Origin of the sequence: Aquibacillus albus, assembly GCF_016908325.1 — a bacterium.
GTDB classification, from domain to species: domain Bacteria; phylum Bacillota; class Bacilli; order Bacillales; family Amphibacillaceae; genus Aquibacillus_A; species Aquibacillus_A albus.
In genome coordinates, this window is the sequence record NZ_JAFBDR010000023.1 from 40,726 (window position 1) to 53,191 (window position 12,466).

A 12,466-nucleotide genomic window follows, 5' to 3' on the forward strand; every position below is an offset into this window, starting at 1 on the left:
GAGATTACAGGTACCCTTATAATTTTTAGTATGTCAGACTTTACTTGGTAAAAGAGAGCGTAAAGGTTGTGTTAAAGTGAGTGAGGTAAAAGCGGGACTACGATTACTAGCTTTAAGAGATATCTTCCTTAGGGATACTGGTGAAAATAGTGAGCTTTCTATAAAAGAACTGGTTGATAAGTTGGCAATTGCAATACCAGGATGTACAGCAGATAAAAAAGCTCTTAAAAGATATATAAATACACTAAGAGAATCAGGGTTCGATATTATAGAAAACGAAGACAAATATGGTAAAAAGTATTATAGCCACCAGGTACGTCTGTTTGAGACTTATCAATTGAGGTTATTAGTAGATCCTATCTTATCAGCCAGGTTTATCACAACAGAAGAGAAAAAGACTATTATAAACAATGTAAAAAAACTAACAAGTGAGAAAACAGCTAAAACGCTTCCTGATCCGATTAATTATGAACAATCCATTAATCACGATTACCAGAGGATTAAACATCACATTGATGAAATCCATCATGCTATTTATGAAAGAAGAATGATAACTTTCCAATATGGTGATGTGGATATTAGTAAAAAGTTTAAGTACAGACATGATAGTGAACTTTATCATATCAAGCCTTATGCTCTAATTTGGGAGTCAAACTTTTATTACTTAATTGGTGAAGATATAAAATACGGTGATGAAAAAAACCCAAGAAATTATCGATTAGACCGCATGAGAAATGTTTTAATTACGGATAAAAGTTTTATTAGAAATCAAATAGACATTAGTAATTACGTACAAAATTCAATTCATATGTTTGGAGGACAAGACGAGTGGATAACACTTCGATTTAGTTTAAAACAAGATGTTCTTAACGGAGTGATAGATAAATTTGGAATCTATGCAGATATTAGAAAAGGAGAAAATGAAACTTTTCTTTTAAAGGCAAAAGCAAAACTTAGTAAAGGATTAATAGCTTGGATAATGGGATGGGGAAGCCAAGTGAAAGTTTTATCACCAGTATCACTTGTTAATGATATAAAAGCAGAAACTAAAAAGATGATAGAAGCGTATAATGAGTAGGGTGTGCCGTTTTTGGTACATCCTATTTGTTACAATTTATAAAAGAAAATAATTAATAAATTTCTATAAGTAGTTAGGTTTTGATTGTTATGAAGAATTACCGGAACCTATTATTTTGAGATGAAGGGTCACAGACCCTCCGTACGTAGGACAAATGTTCACAAGGAGGGGATCTGACCCCTATATTTAATAGTTTCGTTTTAAAGAATTGTTTTTAAATTATTGTAGTCCCTTTTTTTAAAACCAAACAACAGGGCTGATTATGAAGTCAGTCATTTATTGAATGTAAGACATTTTACTATGCCTTGTGAGGAGCCAAAAGTCTTATTTAGATTAAAAGATTTCTATCTATAATAGAATGAGTTATTTGTTTAAGATATAGAAATGAATGAGCTAATTAAAGGGGATTGGGTGGTTCCCGTAAGTCCTGACTTGAGAACTAGAGAAAACGGAGGTATTTATGTATAGGGAAGTGCTTGAATTTGTTAATAATCATCGGAAGGTTTATATAGATACTTGGGATATCCAAAGTTCATTGCAATTTCATTGTGATTTTGTTTATTCAAAATTTTCAGATTCAATAAAAAGGTTAGTTGAAGAGGATATTATTGAGCCTGTTGTGTCTAGTGGAAAGAGTCACCACCATCGGCCAGAGCTCAAGCTTTATAAAAGATATCGTAAGGTAAAAGTGCAAGAAGTAGTCTCAGAAGAATATAAAAAAGAAATATTAACAATGTATCATGTGAAAATGAAAGTTTCGTTTTATATTCAGCAACCTAAACAATACGCTGAAGACCGTCATTTCTTAATTAAAATAAATCAGTTCTTGAATTCAGATTCACAAGATTGGTTAACGGTTAATGAGAGGTCATTTCAGTTAGTTCAGGATGAAAAATGGTTATCCGGAAACGGTATGTCCTTGTTGAAGAAGGTGGGATTATCATTATCTGATCTAAGGTGCTCACAAATATTTGAACCCTTTTTTTACTTCGCGATACCTTCTTGGAAAGAGCTAACTCAAAGCAATGTTTTGATTGTTGAGAATAAGGATACTTACGGTTCTTTTAAAGAATTATTTAAAGAGGGAATTACGACATTTGCTGGAGTAAAATTTGATTTTTTAATTTACGGAGAAGGCGAAAAAATCATAAGAAGTATTGAATCGATTTGGGATATAGTCGGAACTGATACAAAGGATATACAAGGGTACTATTTTGGTGATATAGATCCCATTGGAATAGAGATATGTCTATCGTTAATGAGAAAAAATGAGATTTCTTTAGAACCTATGGCTGCTTTTTATGAAAAGCTGCTATTAATATATAAAACCACACGGCTTAAAAGAAAAAAGAAACAAAAGTATAAAGTCGATATTGCGGAAGAATTCGGTTCTTACCTATCCGATTCTTTAAGAGATGATTTTTTTGAGATCATCCAAGAATATTATTTGCCACAAGAGGGTTTGAATAAGAGTGTTTTAAGGTCTATGGCTGAAAGGAAGTAAATCATGTATAACAATGATATTTTTAAAGATTTTGGTACAAGGTTAGAGTCTATCTTGATATACAAACCGCTGTTGGAACTAGATCGAAAAGAACGGGTTGCGAATATCCCTCTTTCATCAATCGGTCTGAGCATTCTTTTGTTTATGATTGATAATATGCTTCACTACAAAAAGAACAATACCTACAAGGATATAGCGAAGTTTCTACAAAGATTAATTAAAGAAAAAGTGGATTATGAAATGAGCTTTTCTGAGGCTCAAGAAAAAACTATTTTAATAGTCAGAGAATATTTAAGAAATAACGGCCAACAATTTGTGTACGATTATTATGATTTTGAGAAAAATAGATTTAATCAAAAAAGTTTTCATTTAATAGATTTTGAAGAGAATTATGACGTATCCACTGCATCTAAACAAAGTGAATCATTCGTCTTAACACCGGAAGCGATTGAAGGACTTTTTAAAACTAAAGAAATGTTCCAAGAAATGCAAGTTACAATTATGCAAATGTATTTCAGGCAGCAGATTGATAGAGGTGTGTTTGATGGAGCTATCAGAACGGTAGAAGAACTTATATTCGTACTAAGGAACCGTCATAATGAAATGAAAAATCTAATAAAGACAATATCAAAAGACGTTTTACAGGTTGCAAGAGAAAAAGAATTCGAAAAAACATTACAACGATACGACGAAACCTTAAGAAGTGAAAAAGAGGCATTTGCTAAACTAAAACAATTGGTTGAATATACACTAGATAAATACTATAAAGGTGATGGTGAGTGGACAGAAAGAGAAGCGAAGGCTATCCAGGCAATTAGGAGGGTTCAGCGTAGATGGAGTGAAGCGATGCAAGCTCATGAAGTACTTTTCTCTTTGAAGCAGGATTTACAAAAGACTTTTACTGATAACATTGAGAACTTAATGTTTAATTCCTTTCACACTAATATTAATTTTGAAAAAGAAGTATTGTCACTTGCAATAGATAACCTTATTGATTTAGAGGGAATGAGAAAAATATTAAAACCTTTAAATCCTATAAAACCGTCTCGGCTATTTCATCCTGGTATATTCTTCGAACCGCAAAAAATGAAAAAAGAATATGAAAAGACAAAGGAAGCTATTCCAGAGCTTACTCCTGAGCAAAAGAGATTGAAAGAGGCAGAGGATAGGAAAAGGACCCAGTTGAAAATCGCTAAAGCAAAGATTGTGTTTGAATGGTTGTTCAATCCATTATTAAATAATGAGTCCTATGAGATGAAAGGATATATACAGTCCATACCAGAAGAAGTTAAGAGTCAAGACGAGTTTTATATAGCGTTGATACAGATGCACCAACGACGATATATCAGCTTTAAAACTATTAAACCAGAGTTACAACCTCACTTAGACGAATTTACACAGGCTTTATTGGAATTTATAAACGAAAGTGAAATAAATAAAGTTTGTTCAAGCGCTTCGATAAATTTGAAGACGGATGAGTTTATAGTGCTTAAACCACTTGGAAAAGAAATTTCTAATTTTATTGTTAGGAGAAATTATGATGATTAGTAATGAGAACAAAAGAATCTTTGCAAAAGCTTTAGAGTTCTATGAGTCCATCAAAATTAAGGGTAAGGTTGAGCCAAGCGAACGACATTTATTCAATCTTTATAAGGATGGAGAAGTAAGAGAGGTACTGGAGGATGTTATTGAAGTGCAAACAAAGGTGAAGTTTGTTCAACTAGATCCTAGTCAGACGATCTATATCATCCCATCTTTTGATAATGAGTATCATCAATATAATAATAAAGAACTTAGAGAATTGTGGAGCTTAAAGGACAATGCTGAATTGTATGCCGGTCAATTTTCAATGCTAATACTTTTGAGTATGTTTTATAATTCATCTACACAGAGATTATCAGATAGAACATCCGTGTCTTTAGGTGAATTTTCAAAATCTATTAATCATTATATGAGCAAATTAAATGAATTAGGTGACAAAGCGGTAGAACAGTATTCAGAAGAGCTTGAACTTGATCTGAAAAGTATTTTGGATGTTTGGAATAACCGAGCTCTGGTGGTTGAAACGGCAAAAAGCCCAGATAAAGCGCCAAGCGGAAAAATTGGTTTGATTAATCGAATTCTGAGAAATTTAGAAAAAGAAGATTTATTACTGCAAATAGGAGATGAAATTAAGCTAACTCCCAAAATGGATGCGTTAATTATTCGGTACTACTTCAACGATTCAAGGCGAGAACAGTTATTTAAATTTTTAAACAGCTCAATATTTTCAATGAAGAGGGACGATAATTATGGCAACGATTAATGCGGTAAAGTTATGCAATATCAACATTGATGGAGGGGATAAACTAATCCCTTATAATACTTTCAGCTTTAAAGGTTTACAATCGTTGTTTATCTTAGAGAACGGTGGAGGGAAGACAACGTTTATTCATCTGCTATTGCAAGTGGTTTTGCCGAATACATCGAGCGGAAAGAGAAGTCTAGACGAAACATTGGAACAAGGTAAAAATGGGTTCATTATAGTGGAATGGAAACTAGATGATAAAGGGGACCAGCGGTTAATTACAGGATTTTCTTTTGAAAACAGAAAAGAGGCTGGCTCAGGAAAGTCATCTCTAAGATTTTACACCTATACAATTGAATATCCGAGGGGTAAATTTTCAATAAATGACCTTCCTGTTTACGCAGAAGAAAATGGTAGAAAATATGTCACTTCTTATGAAATATTCAGAGATAAAGTAAAGAACATAACTAAGGTTCCTACAACAGTTTACAACTCAAAAAAGGTTAAAGAATATCAAGCAGTATTGAGAGAGCAAGGTGTCATCCCTGAGGAATGGGAGAATATCAAAAAAATAAATGTGTCAGAAGGTGCAGCAGATGCATTTTTTGAAAAAACGGATACAGTTCCCAAATTACTGGACCGTTTATTTATTCCTTCGTTAGAAAAAGCTATGTTTTCAGAAGATAAAAATGGAACTACTTTAACAGATGCGTTTTACAAATTCCAAGAGAACTTATTAAAGATACCGGATATCCAAAAAAACATTAAGGACTTTGCAGTTGTTGAGGATAATATTGAGGAAGTAATTCAATCTGTAGAAAAATACGAGTCAGCAAAAAAAGAAAAGAATGAAAAGAAGGATTATCTATTAAAGTTATCCGAAACATTTAATCACTCAATTCAAGCGGCTAAGGAAGCAATTTTGCTAAAACAGCGGGAGTTGAGTGAACTTAACAAAGAATCTGCTGATCTTGACTGGAAGATAGAAAGCTTTGAGTCGTTTAAACAAAAAGCAGAAATAATTAATGTAAAAAAAGGTTTGGTGGATTTGAAGGAAGAGTTGGAACTCCTTAAAACTTCAAAGGACGAAGCGAATAGAACAATGCGGGAATTGAAAGCAATGCGTGCTTATAATCGTCAATCAGAGCTGTTGATAAAACATAAAAGTTTGTTGTCTAGTATTGAAAACTTAGAAAAAAAGGATGTTGAATTAAAGGGGTTATTAGAACAAAGGCATGAAGAAGCATCCTACTCATGGATCATTCATGAGGAAGAGTTAAAACATAAGATAGAAAAGGTCAACAATGAAGTGTTATCAATTTCAGATGAATTAAAAAATCAAGAATCTAAAAAGGACGAGCTTAGTGACGAAGCCAAAAAGCTATCTGAAAAGAGAGTAAAGATTGAATATCGGGTAGAAGAATTACAAAAATCTAAAGAGCTCTTACTTTCTTGGTTTGATGAATGGGAATTATTAAATCCCCAAGAGTGCCTAGAGAAATCGCAGGAGGAACTAGAAGCTTTATTGGAAAGAAAAAAGAGTTACTCCAACGACATAAACAATGGTCATGAAAAAATTGGAAACTTAAAGGACGAGCTTAATGATAGAAAAATACAGAAAATTGATACAAAAAATAGTATTGAAGCTGCGGAAAATAAGTTAGGCGATTATTATGTTCATAAAGATAAATTATCATCATGGTTATCGTCTTTCGGTTCGCGAGTACCCTCTAATCAAAATGAATTAGATGAAGTGTTAATGAGTCTGCGGAATGAATTAGCAGATAAAGAAAGTGAGTTGGAAAAATACAGTAATGAAGTTAGAGTAATAGAAGAAGAGCTAGTACGCTTAAAGGACACTCCCTACTTTGTACCAAATAATCAAATAGAGGGTGTTAAGCGTTACCTCGATAAAAGGAATATCTTTGTGGTTCTTGGAAGTGAATGGCTTTCCGATCAAGATTTAAGTGAATCTGAGAAAACGGAAATACTAAATAAGCTACCACTTCTTCCGTATTCAGTACTAGTTGAAAGCTCACAAATAAAAGATATTCCCAAAGAGATGAACAGAGTAGAATGGAAAAGCTTATCTCCTATCATCTTTATTGATAAAGAAGAATTACTGAGAGCGCAAGAAACAGGTAATTATATAGAAAACCTAAATTTAGTAACATCCCATGAAAACACATGGGTATATCAAAGTATTGATGTGAACTTGTTTGTCGGCAAAGATAAAATTGAAGAGCTTATTGAACGGAACGAAGAGCTGTTGATTCGTGCTCAAAATGTAGTTAAAGAAGTTAAAGGAAAACATTCAAATTGCCGAAAAGTAATTGAGGTAACTGAGGATTTCTTTTCTAGTTATTCCTTTGAGTATGAATCGTCTGCAGTCAATGTACTAAATCAATTAAAAGAGAAACGTTTTGCATTAAAAGAAGGTATTGAAAGTTTGAAGGTTTCTCTTGTTACTTTAAGTGACAACATTGAACAATGGAAAGAAGAGTTGGAGGTTGTTGAATCCGAATTAAAAGATGCTGAGGACAAACAAAGGAAAGTGAAAGAGTTTGTCGATAAATCCGCTGATGAACCAATGCATTCTCGTCAATTAAAAGAGATTGCAGTAAGAGATGGTGCGATAGAAAAGGAACAAGGCGAAATAAAAGTTCGTATGCAAAAGATATCTGACAAGATAACCGAACTTAATAAAAATGAGAATCGTTTGGTAATGGAAAGGCAGCAGCATAATGAGGATCAGAAAAAGTTTGGCTGGAAGGGTAAGCAAATTTATGGACCTTCAATCGATTATCAACTTGCTAAAGGGTTGTATGAATCTAGTAGGGAAGATTTAAATAGAGAGTATAAAGAGTTGAAAGGGATTCAAGATTCTCTGGAAGATTGCAAAAAGGGTATTGAACGAGAAGAGGATGATATAAAAGAAAATGAAATTGAAGACTCATGGTTAGAATCTAATAAGCGCAATGTCACATATAATGAAATCGTAAAAGCAAGAGAATTAGAAAGAAGTTACAAAGACAAAATCGAACCATTAGAACAACGAAAAAACGATGTTAACGGGGAATTAAATAAATTAGAAGGTGCTCTCGGTAACAATTTGAAGTCTATAAAAGATAAGTATGATAAAGAAGCTTATAGATATACAGATGACAGAGAATACCATAAGTTTGTTTTCTTGCAAGGTGAGTTAGAAGATAAGCGAGGAGTTTTGATTGAAGATATTGATAATTTAGAGTCAAAAGAAATCGCATACGATAAGTGTTATGAAGTATTGAAAAGTAACCTTCCTGAAATAGTTCCAGGTATAGTTGCACCGCTTGATACCTTTGATTGTGAAGTTGAACAGTTGATTTCCTTTACGAATCAACAAATATCTGAATTCAAGAAATTGTTTACTGGTTTAAAAAGCGCTGAGGACTTAGTTAAGAGTAAATTCATTAATTTCAAGGCTCTCCTAGAAGGTACAGACAACAGCAAAATTAAACAATTAGCCAAGCAATTTGACTTGTTGTTGGCAGAGGAAAGGTTATTTGATTCTAACTATGTAATTGATAAGTTCACAAGAGTTTTGGAAGCAAGCAACCTTTACAAGGAGCAGCTAGAACAGACTAAAGTTGAAGTAGAAAAAGACAGGAAAGAACTAATAGAAATGGCTTTAAACAGGGTTGGAGCTATCTATGATCGTATTATAGAAATGCCAAAAAGTTCAAGGTTAAGTTTATACGGTAGAGAATTACAGGCCATTAGGTTAAAGTGGGATAGACTGTTAGATGAAGATGCTAAAAATCATATGTCCCGTCATATTGAAGATGTGGTGGGAGATATAAATAGAAGGTTGAATGAAGGAGCCGGTCAAGAAGAAATTCAACGTTATATTCAGTCACAGTTAGACACTAGGGAGTTAATGAAATGCTACGCGCCTTTCCATCAGTGTCAAATTGAAATATATAAACCAAAAAAAGAACAAGTAATGAGAGACAAGAATAAAAGAATCGAGTATGCGCCTTGGGAAATAGCTGTTAAGTGGAGTGGTGGAGAACAATATACCGTTTATATGACGATGTTCATGGTATATATTATGCATGTTAGACGAGCTGAAGCGGGAAGAGATCGGGAGCCATTCACTATAATTGTGGACAATCCTTTCGGTAAGGCATCCAACGATCATGTAGTTGATCCGATTCTTGAAACAGCTAAGAAGAATAACATTCAATTAATTAGTCTAACTGCACATGACACTCCACGTATCATCAGTAAATTCCCTGTTGTATATAGTAACGTTTACAATTATGAACCAAACACAAAAACGGAGATTTTAGAATCTACATTTAAAGAAACCCTTGAAACGTTTAAGTATATAAACGAAGACGAGTTAGTTGAGCAAGGTAGCTTGGTTTAGTAAGTTTAATTTAGCACAAAAATGTAATGGTACCCGGCACTTCATATAGACAAGTTCACGTGGGGTAACAGGTACCATTTTTACCATACATTATTGCAAGCTTTTGGCGAAATAAGTAAATTTTTAGAATATTGTGTAGTATCAATTAGAAAATTATGGTAGATTAAAAACAAGCTAATTTGGGAGGTATATATATTGAAATTAAAAAAAGTTATATTAGAGAATTTCAGATCATACAAGGATAGGGTATCAATTGAATTTGATGATTTAACAGCCTTTATTGGTAAGAATGATATAGGAAAATCAACTATACTAGAAGCACTCGAAATTTATTTTAATAATAGTTTAGTGAAGATTGAACAGGCTGATTTATGTGTTCATAGTGATTCCCCATTAGTAAGAATTGGTTGTGTATTTACAGATTTACCTAATGAGATAGTGATTGACTCCACAGCAAAGACTACCCTACAAGAAGAGTTCCTCCTAAATAAAGATGATCAACTAGAAATACATAAGGTTTATGACTGTAGTAAGAAAACTTTAACACCTAATGTTTTTATAGTTGCTAACCATCCAGAAAATGAATCTTGTTCCGATTTACTACAATTAACTAGACCCCAACTAACAAAAAAACTTAAAGACTTGGGTATCGATGAAGGTCAAGTAGATGATATGCGGTCAAATGTAAGTATTAGGCAAGGAATATATAATAATATGGACAACTTAGAATTAAGAATTAAGGAGGTACCTTTAGCAAAAGGGGATGCAAAGTCAGTATGGGATAAATTGAAAATGGAAATTCCTATCTATTCACTTTTCCAATCTGATAGACCTAGTTTAGACGGTGATTCAGAAGTACAAGACCCGATGAAATTAGCGATTAAAGAATCATTAGAGAGTGTTCAAAAAGAATTAGATTCCATCAAAAAAAGTGTAGAAGAGAGTGCAATGAAAGTAGCAGCAGGAACTTTAGAAAAGCTTAAAGAAATGGATGAATCACTGGCTAATCAGTTAACTCCTCAATTTATTGAAGAACCTAAATGGGACAAAATATTTAAGCTATCCTTAGATGGTGATGATAGTATCCCCATAAACAAAAGAGGTAGTGGGGTAAGAAGATTAATATTATTAAACTTCTTTAGGGCAGAAGCCGAAAGAAAACAAACTGAAAACAACACTAGGGGAATTATTTATGCAATAGAAGAACCAGAAACTGCACAGCATCCAAGTAATCAAATCTTATTAGCTAATGCTTTTAAAGCACTATCTGAAACAGGTAGTTCCCAGGTTATTATGACCACTCATGTACCTGGATTTGCTGGTTTATTGCCAGTTGAATCACTTAGGTTTATTAAAGAGTATATGGATGTTAAGCAAATTATAAATGCAAAAATAAATAAGGACATAGTACAAGAAGTGGCTGAAACGTTAGGTGTTCTTCCATCAATCAATGACACGGTAAAGGTTCTAGTATTTGTTGAAGGTATTCACGATGTTTCAACTATTAAAACTTTTAGTAGAATAGTAAGTGAAAATAACAATGGTATAATTAACTTTTGTGAAGATGATAGAGTTGCAATAATTCCTTCTGGCGGAAGTACATTAAAGGGATGGGTTGAACAACAATATCTTAAGACATTGGGTCTTCCAGAAGTACACATATATGATAGTGACAATATGAACCCGCCTAAGTACCAGAAATACTGTGATATAGTGAATGCCAAAGAAGATGGTTCTAAAGCATTTAGCACAGTTAAAAGGGAACTAGAAAATTACATTAGTCCTCAGGCAATTAAGGAAGTGCTAGGAATAGATATATCAATAACTAGTGAATGTGATGTTCCAAATCTAATTGCAAGAATGATACATGCACATAATTCTCCGAAGCCATGGGAAGATGTTAAAGATGAAAAGAAGAAGGAGAAAGAAGGTAAAGTAAAGAGGAAGTTAAATAATCAGGTAGTACAAGCAATGACTTATGATCAATTATGTTCTATAGATACAGAAAAAGAAGTTGAAAGCTGGTTATTGGTAATTTCAGATTTATGTAATGTATCAGTCCCAAACTAGTTTTAAGACTAAACGAGGAATTTCATACTGATAATGTAATTGAAAACGGTACCAGGTGCTTTTTATGGACAACTGTCCGCGACAAGTACCAGGTACCGTTTTGATTATTAAACTACCATAAATAATTATAATCAACAATTTTAAGAGTATTATTTATTATTTTTTGGTATTCCTTACATTTACACCATGATCATGTAAAAGGTTTCTAATTGCCTTTGAGTCAAAGGGTACAACCTTTCTAACTCTACTGATGTCTTACCTTGTTGGTATAAACTAATGATTTCTTTTTCTTGTTCTAGACTAAGTTTTCTAGTTTTTCTTTTGGGAGCATTGTGTCTGGATAGAATATTCCTTATAGTTACGGCACTTGTCTCTAATTCCTTTGCAATAACCATTGGGAATTTCCACTTAAATATTTTGATATAATTTGCCGTTCTTGTTTACTCGTGAATCTTCGCTTCATATCTTTACCTTCTTTTTCAAATGATTTGGAATAAATATTTCCCTTAAATAAAGATTAATAGATTAGAGAAAAGTAGCCAAATTAGGGTAGGGGGTTGGGGAATAATGAGATAATTTAGAGGTAATTTTTTAAAAAGTTAAAATATTTTTACTTTAACCATCTAATATAGGACAATTGTAGGTTTTTCCACTTTTATACTTACTTTTACTACTGTATAATTTTACCTATAATAACCGAAAATGTTGGGTGGGAGTAACTATGAATCAAGAATCTCTTTTTGGTAATCAACCTTCATCTAAATTTTTAAAAGTAATTAAAGAACATGGTGAAGTTTATACAAATCAAAAAATACTAAAGCAGAATGTTGAAAAGCACTATAATAAAGTTCAGGAAGCGACTAAACAAAATGAGTTTATAAATATAAACCTTGCAAAAAAGATTAAAGATGTTTGTTTAATTTTAATTGAGAAATTTGATACAGTTTCTACAGAGGAAAAAAGATATATTAATGCGACAGTCAATTACTTTATTACTTCAGAGGATGAAGAAGAGGATCTTTTTTCACCACTTGGATTTGATGATGATGTAGAAATTTTAAATGAATGTTTAAAATTGATTGGTAAAGAGAGCTTAATAATTGATATTTAATG

Annotated in this window: 7 protein-coding genes; all 7 read left to right on the plus strand. The window is 32.7% G+C overall.

The window, feature by feature from the left end:
* Window positions 1–76 precede the first annotated feature (76 nt).
* The 7 genes from JOC48_RS21345 to JOC48_RS16990 all read left to right on the plus strand — a co-directional run bounded on the left by JOC48_RS21345 (window position 77) and on the right by JOC48_RS16990 (window position 12,464).
* Complete coding sequence (locus tag JOC48_RS21345; RefSeq protein ID WP_204501607.1) at window positions 77–1,078, plus strand: WYL domain-containing protein; 1,002 nt, start codon at window positions 77–79, stop codon at window positions 1,076–1,078.
* A 460-nt stretch (window positions 1,079–1,538) separates the two neighbouring features.
* The gene (locus JOC48_RS16965) at window positions 1,539–2,582 is read left to right on the plus strand and encodes a Wadjet anti-phage system protein JetD domain-containing protein (protein WP_204501608.1); all 1,044 of its coding nucleotides are present in this window, start codon (window positions 1,539–1,541) and stop codon (window positions 2,580–2,582) included.
* A gap of 3 nt (window positions 2,583–2,585) precedes the next feature.
* Complete coding sequence (locus JOC48_RS16970; RefSeq protein ID WP_204501609.1) at window positions 2,586–4,130, plus strand: BAR domain-containing protein; 1,545 nt, start codon at window positions 2,586–2,588, stop codon at window positions 4,128–4,130.
* Window positions 4,123–4,887, plus strand: coding sequence for a DUF6063 family protein (locus JOC48_RS16975; RefSeq protein WP_204501610.1), 765 nt, complete (start codon window positions 4,123–4,125; stop codon window positions 4,885–4,887). Before JOC48_RS16970 ends, JOC48_RS16975 begins: the two co-directional genes overlap by 8 nt.
* A complete protein-coding gene (locus tag JOC48_RS16980) occupies window positions 4,874–9,283 on the plus strand; it encodes a coiled-coil domain-containing protein (protein ID WP_204501611.1) in 4,410 nt (1,469 codons plus the stop codon). Before JOC48_RS16975 ends, JOC48_RS16980 begins: the two co-directional genes overlap by 14 nt.
* 195 nt (window positions 9,284–9,478) lie before the next feature.
* Window positions 9,479–11,353 carry an ATP-binding protein gene (locus JOC48_RS16985; RefSeq protein ID WP_204501612.1) on the plus strand — a complete coding sequence of 625 codons (1,875 nt, stop codon included), beginning with the start codon at window positions 9,479–9,481 and terminating at the stop codon, window positions 11,351–11,353.
* Between the two features lie 721 nt (window positions 11,354–12,074).
* Complete coding sequence (locus tag JOC48_RS16990) at window positions 12,075–12,464, plus strand: hypothetical protein (RefSeq protein WP_204501613.1); 390 nt, start codon at window positions 12,075–12,077, stop codon at window positions 12,462–12,464.
* Window positions 12,465–12,466: the final 2 nt, after the last annotated feature.

Excerpts from the sequence above, each read along its gene's own strand:
- JOC48_RS16975 (WP_204501610.1), top strand. The coding sequence starts at position 4,123 with ATGATTAGTAATGAGAACAAAAGAATCTTTGCAAAAGCTTTAGAGTTC.
- JOC48_RS16970 (WP_204501609.1), top strand. The coding sequence starts at position 2,586 with ATGTATAACAATGATATTTTTAAAGATTTTGGTACAAGGTTAGAGTCT.
- JOC48_RS16990 (WP_204501613.1), top strand. The coding sequence starts at position 12,075 with ATGAATCAAGAATCTCTTTTTGGTAATCAACCTTCATCTAAATTTTTA.
- JOC48_RS16980 (WP_204501611.1), top strand. The coding sequence starts at position 4,874 with ATGGCAACGATTAATGCGGTAAAGTTATGCAATATCAACATTGATGGA.
- JOC48_RS16965 (WP_204501608.1), top strand. The coding sequence starts at position 1,539 with ATGTATAGGGAAGTGCTTGAATTTGTTAATAATCATCGGAAGGTTTAT.